This window comes from Rathayibacter sp. CAU 1779 (assembly GCF_054551755.1).
This window is the reverse complement of sequence record NZ_JBTOLK010000001.1, coordinates 1,247,972-1,266,012: the sequence shown is the minus strand read 5'-3', so window position 1 is coordinate 1,266,012 and position 18,041 is coordinate 1,247,972. Positions and strand designations below refer to the sequence as shown.

Genomic DNA, 18,041 nt, shown 5'->3' with positions numbered 1-18,041 from the left:
GCGGGGGAGGCGTTCAGAGTGACCCAGCCCAAACCCGACCTCGGCGGGATGACGAGCAGGAGCGTCGTGCTCGACCTCATCCGCTCACGCGGTCCGATCAGCCGCGTGCAGTTGGCGCTGGTCTCCGGCTATACCCAAGCCACCATCTCCAACCTGGTGCGCCAGCTCAGCGACGAAGGTCTGGTCATCGAGTCGGGCGAGCGGCAGTACACCGGCGGCAAGCCGCGCGTCATGCTGACCATCAACCCCCGAGCCAGGTTCGCGATCGGCATCCAGCTCGGGCAGGATGCCACGACCTACGTCGTCATCGACATGATGGGCGCCGTGATCGGGCGCGTCAGAGCGCCCGGCGTGCGCGGATCCTCACCCGACGACGTGGTTCCGCTGGTCGTCTCCCGCACCCTCGGGCTGCTGGACACGCTCAACATCGAGCGCTCTCGCGTCGTCGGCATCGGGCTCGCCGCACCCGGCCCACTCGACCTTACGCACGGCAGCATCGAGAGCGACGCGTTCACCGCCTGGCACGGATTCGCCGTGCGAGCGGCCGTCCAGGAGGCGACCGGGCTTCCGACGGTGCTCGACAACGACGCGACCTCCGCGGGCGTCGGCGAGTTCTGGGGCAGGCGCAAGACCGAATCCGTCGCGCACTGCACCGTGTACATGGGTGCCGGCATCGGTGCCGGCATCATCGTCGGCGGATCCGTCTATCGCGGAACGAGCTCCAATACGGGCGAGATCGGGCGGATGCGCGCATCCGCCGTGCAGGACGGTCTGCCGCGCCGCACGCTCGAAGACATGGCGGCGCCTCATGCCGTCGCCGCAGCGGCCAGAGCGGCGCTCGCGAAGCACGAGCGCACCGGTGTCACGCTGACCGTGGACGACAGCGACTGGTTCGAGGACTTCACGCGGGTGGCGGCCGCCGCCGCGCACGGCGACGAGCTCGCGATCCGGCTGATCGAGGCGTCGGCGGACCTCCTCGCCGAGGCGGTGCTCACCCTCGCCGAGATCCTCGACCTCGACTCGATCGCCCTGGCCGGTCCCGCGTTCGCGGTCGCCGGGCCTATCTACCTGCGCGCCGTGCGAAACCGGATCGCCTCCGATTTCAGCTCGGCGAAGCTGCATCCCCTCGACGTCACGCTCTCCCACCACGTGGTGGATGCCGCAGCCGTCGGCGTGGCCACGGTCGTGCTGCAGCAGGAGCTTGCGCCGCGCAGCATCGGAGCGCCCGCATTCGGCGAGGTCGACAGCGGCGCCTGACGCGTGTCGCTGACTGGGCGTCACGACGCGGGGCGCGTCGCCTCCTCGAGAACCTCGAGCACGTGACGGTACGGGCGCCCGGTCGCCCTGGTCATGCCGATCTCGCACGTGCGGTTCGCAGAGACGTACGCGTCGAACGTCCAATCCGCGACCTCCAGCGCTTCGGCGGAGGTGGCGGATGCAGTGAGCTCCGGATGCAGCATCCCGCGATCCCCCGCGAAGGCGCAGCAACCCCAGGCGTCCGGCTCGTACACCTCGTCGGCGACGAACGCGCAGACCGCGTCGAGCGCGGCGTCGGCATGCAGTGCGGTGGTGGAACACGTGCGGTGCACGGCAACGGACGCGAGGCGACGGGTTGCGGTCAGGCGCGGCAGCAGCATCCGGCCCGCGAGTTCCGTCGCGTCGACGAACCGCAGTCCGGCCCCCGACTCCGCCGCCAGGTGCTGCATGGTCTCCAGCCCCTCGGTGCAGGATGCCGCATCACACACGATGTCGAGACGGCCGCCGTCGCTCGCCTTTCGCAGAGCAGGGAGCACGCGGTCGGACATGTCGTGGTAGCCGTGCAGGTGTCCCTTGGACTTCCACGGAGTGCCGCAGCAGAGCCCGTCGATGCCGTCGGGCACGACCAGCCGCACGCCGGCGCGCTCGGCCAGCCTGCGGAGCGCCTCGGCGGATCCGATCCCGCCCGGTTCGGGACCGAACATCGTTCCGACGCACGCCGAGAAGAAGACGACCTCGCTGACGGCTTCGTCGGGCGCGGGCACGTCCGCGCTGCCGAATCCGGCGGAAGGGCCGGTGCCGGGCTCCACCGGTTCACGTGCGCTGCTCGCACGCTTCGCGTGGACGGACGGCGAAGGCCCTGTGCCGTGGGCTCCGGCTCGGTCAGAACCGCGCATCCGCCCCCCTGCCGGCAGGCCGGCGTCATAGTGCGGAACGGTCTCCGTGCCGAAGAAGGCGCGCGCCGCCGTGGTCGTGGCGCCGACCAGCGGGGCAGGGAGCGTGTGCGCGACCGTCAGCGCCGCAGACGCGACACGGGTGGACGCCTCCCAGTGGTGCGCGGCCGTGCGCCACGCCCGATCCAGCAGCGGAGTCGGCTCCTCGGCGCGCAGCCGGCGAACGAGATCCCCCGTGTTGATGTCGACGGGGCACGCGACGGCACACATCCCGTCGACCGCGCAGGTGTCGATGCCGTCGTATTCGTAATCCTGCTCGAGCTCAGCCGCGAGCTCGTCGTCGCCGGCCGCCCTGGCCCGCTCGAGCTCACGGCGCAGCACGATGCGCTGCCTCGGTGTCAGCGTGAGGTTCTTGCTCGGGCAGACCGGCTCGCAGTATCCGCACTCGACGCAGCGATCCACCTCGGCCTCCACCTGCGGCGCGGTCTTGAGATCGTGGAGGTAGAGATCGGGATCGTCCGCGAGCAGCACGCCGGGATTGAGCATGCCCTTCGGATCGGCGAGGCGTTTGATCTCGAGCATCATCCCGTACAGCTCGTCGCCATACTGACGCCGCACGAACGGCGCCATCACGCGCCCCGTTCCGTGCTCGGCCTTGAGCGACCCGCCCTGATCGAGCACCAGGTCGACGAGGTCGTCGGTGAAGGCTCGATATCGGACCAGGGACTCCGCATCGCCGAAGTCTTCGGTCAGCATGAAGTGCAGGTTGCCGTCCTTGGCGTGGCCGAAGACGACCGCCTCGTCGTAGCCGTGCTTGTCGAACAGCGCGGTGAGTGCCGTACACGTGTCGAGCAGTCGTTCGACGGGCACCACGATGTCCTCGAGCAGGGCCGTGGTTCCCGACCGTCGGGCGCCGGCGACGGTGGCGTAAAGACCTTTGCGGACATGCCAGAGTGCTGCGCGCTCGGCGGGATCCGACGAGAGCTCGAGCGGGGATGCCACGTTGAGCGCATCCAGGACCGGTCGGGCGTCCGCGACCACGTCGGCCAGCTGATCGGCACCCGCCGCCTGGAACTCGACCAGGAGCGCGGTGTGGTCGACGACCTCCAGCCTGCGGATCGCCTCCGGCGAGTCGGACGCCGCCTGCGCCACTCGGAGGGATGCGGCATCCATCAGCTCGATCGTCGCAGGGCCGGTGCTCACCAGGTCGGGGAGCGCGGCCGTCGCGTCCGCGAGGTTCGCGAAGACCAACAGACCCGTCGCGATCGACGGACGCAACGGCACCGTCGCGAACCGCGCCTCTGCCACCCAGGCCAGCGTCCCCTCGCTGCCGATCACGAGGTGCGCCAGGATGTCCGCGGCATCCTCGAAGTCGAGCAGGGCGTTGAGGCCGTACCCCATGGTGTTCTTCATCGAGAACTGCCGACGGATCTCGGCCACGGCATGCGGGGACGCGAGCAACCTGCTGCGCAGCTCGAGCAGGCCGGCGTGCAGTGAAGGCTCACGCTCGCGGAGGCGGGCGTCGGCATCCGGGAGCGCCGTGTCCACGACCGTGCCGCTGGGCAGCACGAAGAGCAGCGACTCGACGGTGCGGTAGCTGTTCTCGGTGATGCCGCAGGCCATGCCGGAGGAGTTGTTGGCGATGACGCCGCCGATCGTGCAGGCGATCTCGCTCGCCGGATCCGGTCCGAGTCGGTATCCGTGCCGTGCGAGACGCGTGTTCACCGCGCGGACCGTGGCGCCGGGCTGCACGGTGACCCGTCTGCCGTCATCCTCGATGCGGATTCCGCGGAATGCACGCCGCGTGTCCACCAGCACAGAGCTCGTCACGCCCTGTCCAGACAGGCTGGTGCCGCCCGAACGGAACGTCAGCGTTCGACGGGATGCCCTGGCCGCGCCGAACACGGACCGCACCTCCTCGACGCTCCGCGGCGCGACGACCGCTTCGGGCACGAGCAGGTAGTGGGACGCGTCGTGGGCTGCCGCGTAACGGTCAATCGCGCGATCGCGGACTTCGAGTCCTGACAGGAACTCGCGCACCGCCGGCTCGCGGTCGCGAACGGCACTGCCAGCCGACGCGGGTCGCCCTTCGGGCGCCGATGATCCATCGCCGAGCTTCGCTGCCGGTCCGCCCGAAGCCGCCGGCACACCGACGGGGTCGGCCGTGCCCTCCGCCGGGGTGTCCCGATCCCCTGCTCGATGCTGCACCACTGCCGCTCCCCTCTGTTGCCGCACGACATCGGACGTCGCGGGCCGCTCGTGCTGAATGGTACGCCGAGGGCGGGCCCTCTCCCTGCGGAGGCGGATCGGCGGAGGGCCTGATCTCTGCGGCGTCGGTCTCGCGACGACGGATCGGTTCCCCTGGCCCCGGACCCTCCGGCGGCGTCTGCCCATCTGGCCCAGTGCCCGCGACGTTCACCCTGCGAGGCCGCGTGCCGCGGCGTCCACTCCGGGCATCAGGCTCCGCGATGCCCAACCCTGCTGGCCACGTCCTGCGGTGCCCACTCCGGACATGAGGTCCCGCGGCGTCCATCCTGCGGGCCACGATGCCGTCCCCGTCCTGGCGGGCGCTGAGGAAGTCGGCGGATAATGGCGGGGCGGCCGCAGCATCCGCTCGGATGGCGATCGCCGGATCGCCGACGACATCGCCCGCCGTGATCCTCCCGCACGAATCGGAGTCCCCCACGCCTGATGTACTGACGTTCCTCACGACGTTCTCGTTCAACCCGTATGCGCTCGGGGTCATCATCGTGGCCGGCGGACTCTACGGTCTCGGCCTGTTCTACGCGCGCCGCAACGAGGTTCGGTGGCCCGCGTGGCCGACCATCGCGTTCTACCTGTTCGGACTCGGTTCGTACGCGTGGATCGAGTTCGGATTCCTCGGCACCTGGAGCACCGAGCTGCGGTGGGCGTTCACCACTCGCGTGGCGTTCCTCCTCTTCGTGGTTCCGGGGCTCCTCGCCCTCGGGCGTCCCGTGTCGCTCGCGCGCGCTGCGATGTCGGGGCTGCCGGCGCAGGTCTTGGATCGCATCCTGAAGTCGTGGCCGGTACGGCTGATGGGCAACGCGATCTTCGCGCCCGTCGTCGCCCTCATCGGTTTCAGCCTCTTCCTCACGCCGTTCGCGGCGGCCCTGCGCCTGGATCCAGGGTGGGAGGCCGCCATCACCATCGGCGTTCCGCTGGTCGGTCTGCTCATGGTGTTGCCGGTCACCGACAGCGGCCTCCTGCGCACAAGCCTGTTCATCACGGCGGAGTTCATGCTCGCGTTCGTCGAGTTGGTCCTGGATGCCGTGCCCGGCATCCTGCTGCGCCTCAACGAGTCCGTGCTGGACCACGCGTCGCGTGTGGCGGGGGCGCTACCGCCGTGGTTCCCCACCCCGCTTCACGACCAGCACCTTTCGGGCGACTTCCTGTGGTTCATCGCTGAGATCGCGGATGTGCCGGTGCTGATCATCCTTTTCTTCCGGTGGATGCACACCGACCGCCGCGAGGCCAAGACGATGGACGACCTCACGGACGAGCAGATGGAGCAGCTCACGCAGGAGCACCTGAAGCGGTACCAGCAACACTGAGTGCACCCGCCTCTTCTGTCCGGCACCGTCCTGCACGGCCCTGTCCTGTCCTGTCCGGCGCAGAGCTGCACGGCATGTCCTGTCCGGCGCAGAGCGTTCTGGAAACCGGAGTGATCGCGCTCTCGCAACGGATACCGGCGGAAACCTCCGGTATCCGTTGCGGCCCCCGGTGTTCGTAACGCCCCCGGCGCTCGGTGCTGCCTCAGGTGCCCGTCGGGCCCCTCGGCGCTCGTTGCGGCCTCCGGTGCCTGTCACCCTCACTGGCTGAGTGGTCGTCCCGCAGCAAGAAGCACGCGGATCACCTCGAGACAGCCCGCGAGGTCGCCCATGACTTGTGCGTAACCGAATCTGTGCGACCGCATGCCACGCCGCACGAGCTCCGCGTCCCGTGCCCGGTCCTTGGCGCGCTGCTGCGGCGAGGAATGCCATGCGTCTCCGTCCGTCTCAATCACGAGCCAGCCGTTGATCACAAGATCGACGGCTCCGACACGGGGAATCGAGATCTGTACATCCACGTTCCACCCCTCCATCACCGACGCAACACGGAGGATCGACTCGAGGCCCGATTGCGCACGCGGTTCCACCAAACGGCGAAGTCGTCTGAATCTTCGAGGTAGTCGTCTGAAGAGTTGGGACAGCTGAGGTCCGGACATCGTGTCCGTGTACAGCGCGCTGTCGATGGATGCGATGAGGTGAATCGGCTCCACGCGTCTCGCCAGGTGTACAAGGGCGCTGACGACATCCGTCCTCCAGCGCTTGCCCGTCGGCCATGCGAAGTCGTTCGGGTAGATGCGATATTCGCCGTCACGGACTGGCGGAAGGTGACTGGCTCCAGGCGGTGTCGCGACGCAAAGGCCGGTGTCGTGCGAAACCCACACTCCCAGGGAGCGGAGTGCGCTCTCCCCGCCGAGGATGCCGCCCAGTTCGACCGCGCGCATCGCGGCGGGGTCGGCTGTGGCCGCAAGCCACGACCGCCGGATGACCCGCACGTGTCCCTGCGCGGCGAACGCCTGCAGAGATCGTGCCGAGCATCCCGCGGCGCGGAGCTGGGTGCGCGTCGCGAGTCCACCGAAACGTGCCAATTCCGCGGGTACCGAGGGCATCCTCGATGGTTGCGCACGGCATCCGGGCCGCCCCGGCCGTAATGGTCAAGTGTGGAAACCTCCTTGCCGCGTCGCCCTGTGGAGGCCAGCACCGACGCGACTCGCTCGGTCCGGAGGCGTCACGAACACCGGAGGTCGCAACGGATACCGGAGGTTTCCGCCGGTATCCGTTGCGAGAGCGCGATCACTCCTGTTTTCGCAACAGGGCTGACTGCGACAAGCGGCGACAGGCTGCAGGCCGCAGGCTGCAGGCCGCAGGCCGCAGGCCGCAGGCCGCAGGCTGCAGGCTGCAGCGGCAGTCGGGCCTGCTACTTGACCAGGGGGAAGAGGATCGTCTCGCGGATGCCGAGGCCCGTCAGCGCCATCAGCAGGCGGTCGATGCCCATGCCCATGCCGCCGGTGGGCGGCATGCCGAACTCCAGTGCGCGCAGGAACTCCTCGTCGAGGCGCATCGCCTCGTCGTCGCCCTGGGCTGCCAGCCGCGCCTGCTCCACGAACCGTTCGCGCTGCACGACGGGATCGACCAGCTCGGAGTATCCGGTCGCCAGCTCGAAGCCGCGGATGTACAGGTCCCACTTCTCCACGACGCCCGCCTTGGAGCGGTGCGCCCGCACCAACGGCGACGTGTCGACGGGGAAGTCCCGCACGAACGTCGGACGCTCGAGGCCGCCCTTCACGAAGTGCTCCCAGAGCTCCTCCACGTACTTGCCGTGGATCGGATGCTTCACCTCGACCTCCAGCAGTTCCGCAAGCGCGGCGAGCTCGTTCAGCGGGGTCTCGGGAGTGATGTCGGTGCCGCCGGTCCACGGGACGCGGCCTGCGGTGACGGCCGCGGTGAGGGCATCCGTCAGGCTCTCGTACATCGAGATCGAATCCCACTCGCCACCGAGGTCGTACTCGGTGCCGTCCGCCCAGGTCACGACGTGCCCGCCGCTGGTGGCCCAGGCGGCATCCTGGATGAGCGTCTGCGTCAGCTCCGCCATGGTGTTGTAGTCGCCGTACGCCTGGTAGGCCTCGAGCATCGCGAACTCGGGCGAGTGCGTGGAATCCGCACCCTCGTTGCGGAAGTTGCGGTTGATCTCGAACACGCGGTCGATGCCGCCGACGACGGCACGCTTCAGGAACAGCTCGGGCGCGATGCGGAGATAGAGCTCGGTGTCGAACGCGTTCGAGTGCGTGACGAAGGGGCGAGCGGATGCCCCGCCGTGCATCGTCTGCAGCATCGGCGTCTCCACCTCGACGAAGTCGCGTGTGGCAAAGGTGGTGCGCAGTGACGCGACCGCCTTGGCGCGGTTCAGCACGTTGGTGCGGGCCTGCTCGCGGGCGATGAGGTCGAGGTAGCGGCTGCGGACGCGCGTCTCTTCCGAGAGCTCGTTGTGCAGGTTCGGCAGCGGAAGGATCGCCTTGGCCGCGATCGCCCAGTCGTCCACCATGATGGACAGCTCGCCGCGACGCGAGGAGATGACCTCGCCGTGCACGAAGACGTGGTCGCCGAGGTCGACGAGATCCTTCCAGCGCGCGAGGGACTCCTCGCCCACCGAGGCGAGCGACACCATGGCCTGGATGCGGGATCCGTCGCCCGACTGCAGCGCGGCGAAGCACAGCTTGCCGGTGTTCCGGAGGTGCACGACGCGGCCGGCGACGCCGACGAAGACGCCGGTGGTGGCATCCGCTTCGAGGTGGCCGTGCTCAGCACGCACCTCGGGGATGGTGGAGGTGATCGGGAGAGTGACCGGGTAGGCGCCGCCGGCGGCGTCCGCCTCGGCGTTCAGGCGCTCGCGCTTGGCGAGCCGCACGGCCTTCTGCTCGCCGACCTCGTCAGCGCTCAGTTCGTCGGCGCGGTTCTCGTCTGCACGACGCTCGTCGGTCGCCATGGTTCCTCTTCGTTCTCGTTCGGTCGGTGGTGCGGTGCCGCTGGTCGAGCGCTCTCGCTGGTTGAGCGCTCTCGCCGGTTGAGCGTGTCGAAACCAGCTCTCGCGGTCACGGTGGCTGGTTTCGACAGGCTCAACCGGTGGTGTGGGTCTGGGTGGTGCTGGGCTGGTTTCGACGGGTTCAACCGGCGGTGCAGGTGGTGCGCCTACCCGATGACCGCGCTCGCGTTGTCGATGAGCCGCGTTGTGCCGACCCGTGCCGCGATCAGCACGGTTGCGGCTCCGCGGTATCCGTCGGCGACGGAACGGAAGGTCTGCGGGTCGACGATGGCCAGATAGTCCAGCTTAACCGGCGCGGATGCCCGCACGCGCTTCAGCCCAGCATCCAGCGCCGCCTGCACCCCTGCCGGCGCAGCGGCCACGGCATCGTGCAGAGCGCGCGACAGGGTCACGGCGGCCTCCCGCGCGTCGGGATCCAGGTAGCGGTTGCGGCTGGAGCGCGCGAGTCCGTCGGTCTCCCGAACGATCGGCACGGCCTCGATGGAGACGGGGATGTCGAGATCCGCGACCATCTGCCGTACGAGAAAGACCTGTTGCGCATCCTTCTGGCCGAACATCGCCGCATCCGGCTGCACGATGTTCAGCAGCTTGTTCACGACGGTGAGCATGCCGTCGAAGTGGCCTGGGCGCGATGCGCCCTCGAACTCGCCCGCGATCTCGCCCCCGGCGATCCGGGTCTGCGACGGACCGTTCGGATACATCTCGCCGACCGTCGGCGCGAACACGTGGTCGGCGAGGTCGCCGAGGGCTGCCAGATCCGCGTCGAGCGTGCGCGGGTAGCGGTCGAAGTCCTCGTTCGGACCGAACTGCAGCGGATTGACGAAGATCGAGACGATGACCACGTCCGCCAGGCCGCGAGCGGCGCGCGCCAGGGACAGATGGCCGTCGTGCAGGGCGCCCATCGTTGGCACGAGGGCGACGCGTTCCCCGCGGGCACGCGCATCCCGCACGATCGATCGGATCTCGGCGATCGTCGTCGACACCGCCGGTGTTCCGGGTGCCGGCGCGGTCGTGTCTGTCATCGTTCCTCCGTGGTCATCGTGCTCGTGCCGTGGTCATCGTGCTCGTGCGGTCGTCGTGTTCAGCAGCAGAGATGCGTGGTCATCGTTCCTGCCCGTCGCCGTCCACGTCGGGCCATCCGTTGCCCGTCGTTCCCTCTGTGCCGGGCGATCCGCTGCCCATCGAGTCGCTCGAGCCGGGCCATCCGCTCGCGTCCGGCCACCGACCGGGGCCGTCTGCGGTCGGTGGCCGCTCAGGATGACCGTGCTGCGCATCCAGCAGCCCTGGAATGTCGAGGGCGTCGAGCTCCGTCGGCGCACCGGCGCGACGCAGCGCCTCGTCGACGGATGATCGCACCAGCGACGAGAGGTATCCGCCCGGATTCTCGATGCCCAGGCCGGCGAGGATCCCGGACGCCTGCTCCACGATCGACCGCGAGAACGTCGTCGCCGTGGAGACGGCCTCCGCGTATGCCCGGCGATCCGCTTCCTCGATGATCACCGGCTCTCCGCCCATCTCGACGACGAGCGCCTGACCGATGGGCAGCACAGGAGCCGGCGCGGTCACCGCGAAGTAGCTCTCTGCGAGGCGGGCGAGGTCGAGGCTCGTGCCGCTGAAGGTCATCGCCGGGTGGATGGCGAGCGGGATGGCACCGCGCTGCAGCGCGGGCAGCAGCACGTCGACGCCGTGTTCCGGCGCCGTGTGCACGACGAGCTGCCCCGCCTGCCAGGTGCCGGCGGTGGCCAGGCCGTTCACGAACTCGGGCAGCTCAGCGCCGGGAATGGCGAGAACGACGAGCTCTGATCGCTCGATGAGGTCCGGCACGGCGAGCACCGGAACACCGGGCAGCAGCGCCTCCGCACGCTCGCGATTTCGCTCGCTCGAGGTCGCGATGCCCACTATCGCGTGCCCGGCTCCGGCGAGCGCGGCGCCGAGCACGGGCCCGACGCGTCCTGCGCCCACGATGCCGACCCCGAGGCGTCCGGAACGTCCGGCCATCAGTCGTCACCTTTCGTGTGGGGTTCGTGGTCTTCGGCTGCCTGAGCGAACGGCGGGAGTCGAAGGGCCGGAACGTCGCCCCCCGGCCCTTCGACGTGCTCGGGGCGGCCCACGCTGTGCTCGCTCAGGGAAGCCGGGCGGGCGCTCGGCGACGCCTCGACGTCAGCCCAGGTGATCGCCCCTGCGCTGACCAGGCCGAACAACTCCTCTGCGGCGCGCACGTCGATCACGGGCAGTCTGGCGTGCACGGGACCGTCGACGAGGTGCACGTCGGCCGATGCCAGGTTCAGGATGCGCCGCGCCGGCCCCTGCTCCACCTCGACGCTCTGCAGGCGCGCGAGCGGCACGAACACGATGCGCCGCCACACGGCGCCGTGCCGGAACACGACCACGCCATCGGCGATGGTGTATCCGGTCTTGCGCCAGGAGAACGGACGCAGCCACGCGGCCCTGCGCGGTGCGGACGAGAACGCGGACTGGTCGGCGCGAGCGCGCATGGCCGCGTGGGCGATGCCATCGCGGAGCGTGCCGTCCATGCCCGGCAGCAGAAGCGGCAGCACGCGCTGCACATCGCGGATGCCGCCCACCGGCAGCGTGGTCGTGCGCGACTCGCCGGCAGAGTTCTTGCCGCGTGTGTGGCCGGCGGTGTTCATGCGGATCTGCCACCATCCGAACGGCCGCCACGCCAGCGGCTGCAGCAGCTCGACGGCGTGGATGCGCTGCGGCGGGATCGTCTCGCTGCTGGTGGTGAGGAGTCCGAATCCGATGCGGACGCCCTGGTCGCTGCCGGCGATGGAGTAGCGCAGCGCCTTGGTGAAGCGACGTGCGTAGAGACCGCCGAGGCTCAGGACGGCCGGGAAGATGATGATGATCAGCCACGGACGTCCGGTCGACGCCCCGACGATCATCGCGATCACGATGACGAAGAGCACCATCGTGGGGCCGCTGAGCAACAGGGACCCGGCCAGCCGCAGCGGGTGCATGCGCACGACGGATGCCCGGGGTGCGGCATCCGGATCGAGATCGGCGGGCGAGAGCAGGAACTCGTCGACACGGTCGGCGAGGACGTTGCGCGTCGCCTCGCCACGGGCCGGCGGATCGGCCGGAACGGATCCGGATTCCTCAGAGGCCGCATCTGCCGGCTCGACGGCACCCACCGCCTGCGCCGCCTCCTCGGCACGCACTCCCGACGCCAGGCGCAGGATCTCGCGCCGCAACGTCTCCGTGACCTTCGACGGCAGATAGGAGAGGTCGAGGTTGGCGTCGTGTCCTGCGACGACGATCTCGAGCTTCGCCGCGCCGAAGATCCGCGCGAACAACGGCCGGTGCACGTTGATGCCCTGGATGCGATCCAGCCGCGCCTTGCGCTCCTGGCGACGGAGGATCCCACTGCGCAGCTCGACGGCCTGGTGTGTCACGCGGAACGTCTGCACGCGCCACGACAGTGCGAAGACCCCGACGCAGGCCGCGATGACGACGGCGGCGATGCCGATCGCCGGCCACACGAAGTTGTGCCGGATGATCAGGTCGACGGGGTCGCCCGATGGGTAGTCGGGGGTGCCAACGAAGAACGCGATGATGCGCTCCCGCAGGTTCGCAACGATCACGCCCACGATCGCGACGATGGCGATGCCGCCTCGCAGGAGCGGCGTCGCCTTGTGCATCCGGTGCCACTCGCCGTCGGCGAGGCCGGTCGCTTCGGTGTACGTCTGGGTCACAGACCCGTCCTGCGCGCCTCGGCGAGCTCGACGAGGCGATCTCGCAACCACGCGGCATCCGCTTCGACGAGGCCGGGAATGGAGACCCGGCTGGATGCGGCTGCCGTCACGAATCGCAGTTCGGCCAGGCCTAGCACGCGGTCGACGGGTCCGCGCTCGATGTCGAGCAGCTGCATGCGGCCGTATGGCACTGCGACGAACCGCTGGAACATGATGCCGCGGCGGATCAGCAGGTCGTCGTCACGAAGGATGTAGCCGATGGCCCGTGCGCGGCGGGGCGCGATGATGAGCTGCACGATGGCGATGACCACGATGACGACGAGCGCGATCCAGGCCCACCACCAGTGCAGCACGAGCCAGGCGAACACGGCGACTGCCGCCGCGATCACCCCGCTGATCAGCGACCCGACGATGACGACCCACACGTACTTGGGCGAGACCCGTCGCCACTGCGTCGTGCCGCCCTGCGCAGCGACGTCCAGTCGTTGTGACACTGCGCTCCCGTCGTCGTGCAGCGCGGGCGATCGGCCGTGTCGGCATCGCTCTTCGCCTGCGCAGTCCATGGTACTGAGCGGCGCCGACGCGGTCTCCCAGCGCTCTGCCGGGTGCGAGCGGGAGTGCGGATGCGCCTGCTCCGTCACCGCGTCTGTTCGCCGCCGCGTCCGGGTCTTCATCAGAGTCTTCGTCCGGGTCTTCGCAGGCGTCGGCAGGGGCGCAGCGCGCCCGGTAGCGTGGCGAGGGTGCAGGATTCGATCGACCGCCGCCGCTTCTCCGAGGTCAGCGCCGTGACCAGGCTGGACGCGACGCATTTCACCACCGAGATCGACGGCAGCTGGGGTGTCGGCGGCAAGCCCAACGGCGGATACCTCACGGCCGTGCTCGCCCGAGCCGCCGTGGAGACGGCGGCGGAGGTCGCCGACCATCCGCATCCGCTGGCGGTGTCAGCGCACTTCTGCAGTTCGCCGGATGCCGGTGGCGCCGAAATCGAGACCGAGTTGCTGCAGTCAGGGCGCACGGTGACACGCGTGCGGGCATCCCTCCGCCAGGGCGGCCGGGTGTGCGTCGACGTGGTGGCGACGCTCGGACGTCTGAACCCGACGCCCGGATCGACCGGATCCGGTGAGTCCGGCGAATGGACGGGATCGGGTGGATCGACCGGATCGGGTGCCGCCTCCGCGGCACAAGGGACGCCCGAAGCGTCGTGGTGGGCACGCGGGGTTCCGGAGCGAGACGTGCGCGACGCCGACGACTACGTGCGGTTCCGTCTGCCGCGCGGAGCGAATCCGCCGGGGCTCTCGGATCAGCTCCGCCTCACCCTGTCACCCGAATCCGTGCGCTCCCTCACGGGAGCGCCGACGGGTGACGGGGAACTGCGGGGGTGGCTCGCTCTTCCCGGTGACGAGGCCTTCGATCCGATCTCACTGCAGTTCGCGCTGGATGCCATGCCGCCGGCGACCTTCGACATCGGCCCCATGACGGGCTGGGTGCCGACGCTGCAGTTCACGACGTACGTGCGCGCACTCCCGGCGCCCGGACCCATCCACCTGCTGCATCGTGCGCACCTGCTGGCCGACGGTCTGGTGGACGAGACCTGCTACGCCTGGGACTCGACGGGGGCGCCGGTCGCGCACAGCACGCAGCTGGCGGTCGCCGCCCGCCGCTGATCCGACGCGTCGCGACGTACGGCGGTTCACCGGAGCGTGAGGCGCGCGTTCCGCGCCGGCGGGTCAGAGCCAGCCGTTGTCGAGCGCGATGCGCACCGCCTCGGCTCGGGTGCGGGCACCCGTCTTGCCGATCGCGCTCGAGAGGTAATTGCGCACCGTGCCCTCCGACAGGTGCAGCTGACGGGCGAGATCGGCGATCGTCCCTCCCGCCTGGGCGGCTCGCAGCACGTCGCCCTCCCGCTCGCTGAGCGGAGAGTCGCCGGCGACGAGGGACTCCGCCGCGAGCTCAGGGTCGATCACCCGGATGCCGTCGGCCACGTCGCGCACCATGGCGGCGAGCCGCTTGGCCGGGGTGTCCTTGACCACGAAGCCTGCGACGCCCGCCTGCATCGCCCTTCGGAGGTACCCGGGCCTGCCGAACGTCGTCACCATGAGCACGCGGATGCCCGGCATCCGCTCCCGCAGTTCGGCCGCCGCCGTGATGCCGTCCCTGCCTGGCATCTCCACGTCGAGGAGCGCCACGTCGGGGTGCGTCTCGAGCGCGGCGGGCAAGACCTCGTCGCCCCGCCCCACCTCGGCCACCACCTCGATGTCCGGCTCGAGCGACAGCATCGTGGCGAGCGCGCCGCGCACGAGCGCCTGATCGTCGGCGAGCAGCAGTCGCAGTGTTCGCGTCATGCCCGCTTCTCCTGATCGCCGTTCGCGCCGTCTCGTCCCTGCGGCCCCGCCCCCGCGGCCGGGCTCGTCGCTTCGCGGATCATGCTGAGACGGAACCCGCCAAGGTCGCTTCGCCCGGTCTCCACGTGCCAGCCGGCCGCCTCCGCGCGTTCGCGCAAGCCGCGCAGCCCGTTTCCGCTCGAGAGCTCCGGCGTCGATCCCGTTGCCGGACCTCGCCCGTCGTCGACCACCTCGACCCGATCGGCCTCGACGACGATGCGACAGATGCGAGCGTTCGAGTGCCGCAGCACATTCGTCACGCCCTCGCGCACCAGCCATCCGGCGAGCTCCCGATCGTCGGCGGGCAGCGCCTCCACGGTGGCGGGGAACTCCGCCTCGATGCCCGCGCTGGTGAGCACGGACCGCGCATTCGCGAGCTCGGCGGCGACGCTGATGCCTCGGTAGCCGGCGACGGTGGTGCGCACGTCGGCCAGCGCAGCGCGTGCCAGCTGCTCGACGGCGGCGGTCTCGTCGCGTGCCTTCGCGGTGTCATCCCCGTCGATCAGCATGCCGGCGAGCTCGGCCTTGACCGCGATCGCCGTGAGCGAGTGCCCGAGGATGTCGTGCATGTCCCGAGCGACCCTTCCGCGCTCTTCTGCGACCGCGAGCTGCGCCAGCTCGTGTCGGGTCTGCTGGAGCTGAACGATGGAGGCGGCTTGGCGCGAGAACGCCGACATCATGAGCGAGACGGATGCCAGGATCGCCGGAATCCAGACAACCGCAAGGCCACGCTCTCCTCCTGCGTACTGGAACGCGACGGCGAGCAGAGCGAGAAGCAGGGTGAGAACCCCTGTCACCCCCGACGTGAACATGCTCACGCCGATGACGATCGAAGCGAAGATCCACAGAATGCAGATGGTCCAGTGCAGCACCGGCCACATCACGAACGAGAGCGCGAAGTAGCCGATGCAGATCAGGATGCGAAGCCGTCGGTGAGCGAGCCAGGTGAGCGCGGTTGCGAGGGATCCTGCGACGGAGATCACGACCACCATGACCGCTGCGTAGGCGATGAGCCACGGCTCGTCGGTGTGGGAGTCGGCAGCCACGATGAGGGACATGGAGGCGAGCACGGCGGCGAACCTGACGAATGAGCGACGCCCGCCGCCGAACACGATCGTGCCCTCCGGCGTGACGTTGCCCAGCACGGGGATCCTCGGCCCGCTGCGAAGGTCGAGGTCGGCCGGCGGCTCCGGCACCGGCACGTTCAGCGCGATGAGGTTGGCGGCCACCGTGCCCACAGTAGTCGGGCCCGGCGTGGAGCCGGACCCGACCGCTTCGCCTCTACTGGGCACCCGCTCAACCGCGCTTGGTGTCGCGACGGAACAGCAGCGCGGTTCCGATCGTGAAGACGACCAGCCATGCGAGTGCGTTGAGCAGGGCCAGAACGTCGAAGGCATCGCCGGTGAGGGGCGCTCGTCCCAGCTCGCCGATGCCGTACACGGGAGTCCACACGGCGATGTCGCGCATCACGTCGGGCATCTGCGTCACCGGGATGAAGAGGCCGCCGAGGAAGGAGAGCAGCACGATGGCCAGGCTCACGAACTGCATCGCGTTCTCGCTCGGCACGAGATAGCCGATCATGAGGCCGAGCGCGGTGAACACGAGAGTGCCGAGCAGCCACACGGCGAGCCCCGAGAGCAGCCAGTCGCCGACGGGCATGGTCACACCGGTGAGGGCGCCGACCACGAAGGTGGCGACGACGGCGATGAGCCCGACGACGAGACCGGCGATGATCTTGGTCGCCACGTTGGCCACCGCGCTCACCGGCGTGAGGCGCAGCTGCCGGCTCCAGCCCTGGGTGCGTTCGATGGCGACGGATCCGCCCGCCGCGGTGGCCGACATCATCGCGCCGTACAGCGCCATGGAGACCATGATGTACGCGGCGACCGAGATGCCGCCCTGGGCGACAGGCGTGTGGCCGAGCGCCACGTCACGCTGCGGATACCCGACCAGCAGGTACAGAGCGACGGGGAACACGAGCGTGAGCAGGAGCGTGCGCCTGTTGCGCAGCTTGCGCTTGAGCTCGATCCACAGGTAGGTGAGGTTGAAGGCGCCGAACGGGCGCACCGTGCGCGTCTCGGCGACGGAGGTCATGACGGTCATCGGAGTTCAGGCCTTCCGGTTGATGGTGGACGCAGTCGCGGGGCGGTCGGCATCGTCGTCGCCGGTGAGTGCGACGAACGCGTCCTCGAGGTTGTGCGAGGTCACCTCGAGGTCGACTGCTGAGGTCTGGGTGAGTAGGTAGCGGGCGGCGGCGTCCGAGTCCGTCGTCGTCAGGATCACGGCATCTCCCCTGGTCTCGGCGGACGTGACACCGGGCAACGCGCCCAACGCGACCACGTCGGCGTCGGGGAGCGTCGCGCGTACGACGCGGCCGGATGCCAGGTTCTTGATCTCCGCAGACGTCCCGTCGGCGACGATGCGGCCCTTGCGCACGAGCACGATGCGGTCTGCGTAGAGGTCGGCCTCCTCGAGGTAGTGCGTGGCGAACACGACGGTGCGGCCGCGCGCGGCATCCGCTCGGATGGCCTGCCAGAAGCTGCGGCGCCCGTCGACGTCCATGCCGGTCGTCGGCTCGTCGAGGATGAGCAGTCCGGGGTCCGAGAGCAGGGCGAGCGCGAAGCGCAACCGCTGCTGCTGTCCCCCTGAGCACTTGCCCACCCGTCGTTCGGCGATGTCGAGGATTCCGGCACGCTCGAGAACCGTCTCGACCGGGCTCGGCGCGGTGAAGAAGCTCGCGGTCAGCGTGACGGTCTCGCGCACGGTCAGGTCGTTCAAGAGTCCGCCGCTCTGGAGCACGGCCGAGACGAGGCCGCGGCCGATCGCTGCGCGGGGGCTGCCGCCGAAGATGCTCACCTCGCCCTCATCGGGCTGGCTGAGACCGAGGAGCATGTCGATCGTGGTCGACTTTCCGGCGCCGTTGGGGCCGAGGAAGGCGACGATCTCGCCCGGCGCGATCCGCAGGTCGATGCCGTCGACGGCGAGCACCTGACCGAAGCGCTTGGTGATGCCACGCGCATCGACGGCGAGAACGCGCTGCGAGGCATCCGCAGCGCGCTCGTTGAGGAGGGGTTTCGTGTTCATGCATCAACTCTCCGGGACATGGCGCCGATCGACCGCACACGTCCGTCACCGGATTCGCATGACATTCGTCACATCGGCAGACCTGGGTCGCGACGCCTAGCCAC

The 18,041-nt window shown here is 69.6% G+C and carries 13 protein-coding genes and 1 pseudogene; 3 read left to right on the top strand and 11 right to left on the bottom strand.

Annotation, left to right across the window (positions count from 1 at the left end):
* Nucleotides 1-18 precede the first annotated feature (18 nt).
* A complete protein-coding gene (locus ACX9R5_RS05835) occupies nt 19-1,257 on the top strand; it encodes an ROK family transcriptional regulator (RefSeq protein WP_459408054.1) in 1,239 nt (412 codons plus the stop codon).
* 20 nt (nt 1,258-1,277) lie between these two features.
* Here the strand turns inward: ACX9R5_RS05835 and ACX9R5_RS05830 are convergent, their stop codons facing one another.
* Entirely contained in the window at nt 1,278-4,190 is a 2,913-nt protein-coding gene (locus tag ACX9R5_RS05830) for an FAD-binding and (Fe-S)-binding domain-containing protein (RefSeq protein ID WP_459409042.1), read from the bottom strand.
* A 578-nt stretch (nt 4,191-4,768) separates the two neighbouring features.
* Here ACX9R5_RS05830 and ACX9R5_RS05825 point away from each other — a divergent pair.
* On the top strand, nt 4,769-5,722 hold the full coding sequence (locus ACX9R5_RS05825; RefSeq protein WP_459408053.1) for a cytochrome c oxidase assembly protein: 954 nt from the start codon (nt 4,769-4,771) through the stop codon (nt 5,720-5,722).
* 257 nt (nt 5,723-5,979) lie between these two features.
* On the opposite strand, the gene ACX9R5_RS05820 is transcribed toward ACX9R5_RS05825, so the two are convergent.
* From ACX9R5_RS05820 to ACX9R5_RS05795, 6 genes and pseudogenes are all read right to left on the bottom strand, one after another.
* A complete protein-coding gene (locus ACX9R5_RS05820) occupies nt 5,980-6,237 on the bottom strand; it encodes an endonuclease domain-containing protein (protein ID WP_459408052.1) in 258 nt (85 codons plus the stop codon).
* Between the two features lie 896 nt (nt 6,238-7,133).
* Nucleotides 7,134-8,699 carry a lysine--tRNA ligase gene (gene lysS, locus ACX9R5_RS05815; RefSeq protein ID WP_459408051.1) on the bottom strand — a complete coding sequence of 522 codons (1,566 nt, stop codon included), beginning with the start codon at nt 8,697-8,699 and terminating at the stop codon, nt 7,134-7,136.
* Nucleotides 8,700-8,902: 203 nt separating this feature from the next.
* Nucleotides 8,903-9,778: a pantoate--beta-alanine ligase gene (panC, locus tag ACX9R5_RS05810; protein WP_459408050.1), complete on the bottom strand. Its 876-nt coding sequence runs from the start codon at nt 9,776-9,778 to the stop codon at nt 8,903-8,905.
* A gap of 268 nt (nt 9,779-10,046) precedes the next feature.
* A pseudogene (locus tag ACX9R5_RS05805) lies at nt 10,047-10,754 on the bottom strand (Rossmann-like and DUF2520 domain-containing protein); the annotation flags it as partial.
* Complete coding sequence (locus ACX9R5_RS05800) at nt 10,754-12,472, bottom strand: PH domain-containing protein (protein WP_459408049.1); 1,719 nt, start codon at nt 12,470-12,472, stop codon at nt 10,754-10,756. The pseudogene ACX9R5_RS05805 and the gene ACX9R5_RS05800, both read right to left, overlap by 1 nt.
* Nucleotides 12,469-12,966 (bottom strand): PH domain-containing protein, encoded by a 498-nt coding sequence (locus ACX9R5_RS05795; protein WP_459408048.1) that lies wholly within the window; start codon nt 12,964-12,966, stop codon nt 12,469-12,471. Before ACX9R5_RS05795 ends, ACX9R5_RS05800 begins: the two co-directional genes overlap by 4 nt.
* A 246-nt stretch (nt 12,967-13,212) precedes the next feature.
* Between ACX9R5_RS05795 and ACX9R5_RS05790 the strand changes: the two genes are divergently transcribed.
* Nucleotides 13,213-14,136: a thioesterase family protein gene (locus ACX9R5_RS05790; protein ID WP_459408047.1), complete on the top strand. Its 924-nt coding sequence runs from the start codon at nt 13,213-13,215 to the stop codon at nt 14,134-14,136.
* Between the two features lie 63 nt (nt 14,137-14,199).
* Here ACX9R5_RS05790 and ACX9R5_RS05785 read toward each other — a convergent pair whose 3' ends face one another.
* The 4 genes from ACX9R5_RS05785 to ACX9R5_RS05770 all read right to left on the bottom strand — a co-directional run bounded on the left by ACX9R5_RS05785 (nt 14,200) and on the right by ACX9R5_RS05770 (nt 17,937).
* Nucleotides 14,200-14,814 (bottom strand): response regulator, encoded by a 615-nt coding sequence (locus tag ACX9R5_RS05785; RefSeq protein ID WP_459408046.1) that lies wholly within the window; start codon nt 14,812-14,814, stop codon nt 14,200-14,202.
* The gene (locus tag ACX9R5_RS05780; RefSeq protein WP_459408045.1) at nt 14,811-16,082 is read right to left on the bottom strand and encodes a sensor histidine kinase; all 1,272 of its coding nucleotides are present in this window, start codon (nt 16,080-16,082) and stop codon (nt 14,811-14,813) included. Before ACX9R5_RS05780 ends, ACX9R5_RS05785 begins: the two co-directional genes overlap by 4 nt.
* 67 nt (nt 16,083-16,149) lie before the next feature.
* Nucleotides 16,150-16,956 (bottom strand): ABC transporter permease, encoded by an 807-nt coding sequence (locus ACX9R5_RS05775; RefSeq protein ID WP_459408044.1) that lies wholly within the window; start codon nt 16,954-16,956, stop codon nt 16,150-16,152.
* 6 nt (nt 16,957-16,962) lie between these two features.
* Nucleotides 16,963-17,937, bottom strand: coding sequence for an ABC transporter ATP-binding protein (locus ACX9R5_RS05770; RefSeq protein WP_459408043.1), 975 nt, complete (start codon nt 17,935-17,937; stop codon nt 16,963-16,965).
* Between the last annotated feature and the right edge of the window lie 104 nt (nt 17,938-18,041).

Bases quoted from the DNA above. Each gene is read 5' to 3' on its own strand.
- ACX9R5_RS05825 (WP_459408053.1), top strand. From the start codon at position 4,769: ATGGCGATCGCCGGATCGCCGACGACATCGCCCGCCGTGATCCTCCCG.
- lysS (WP_459408051.1), bottom strand. From the start codon at position 8,699: ATGGCGACCGACGAGCGTCGTGCAGACGAGAACCGCGCCGACGAACTG.
- panC (WP_459408050.1), bottom strand. From the start codon at position 9,778: ATGACAGACACGACCGCGCCGGCACCCGGAACACCGGCGGTGTCGACG.
- ACX9R5_RS05785 (WP_459408046.1), bottom strand. From the start codon at position 14,814: ATGACGCGAACACTGCGACTGCTGCTCGCCGACGATCAGGCGCTCGTG.
- ACX9R5_RS05775 (WP_459408044.1), bottom strand. From the start codon at position 16,956: ATGACCGTCATGACCTCCGTCGCCGAGACGCGCACGGTGCGCCCGTTC.
- ACX9R5_RS05770 (WP_459408043.1), bottom strand. From the start codon at position 17,937: ATGAACACGAAACCCCTCCTCAACGAGCGCGCTGCGGATGCCTCGCAG.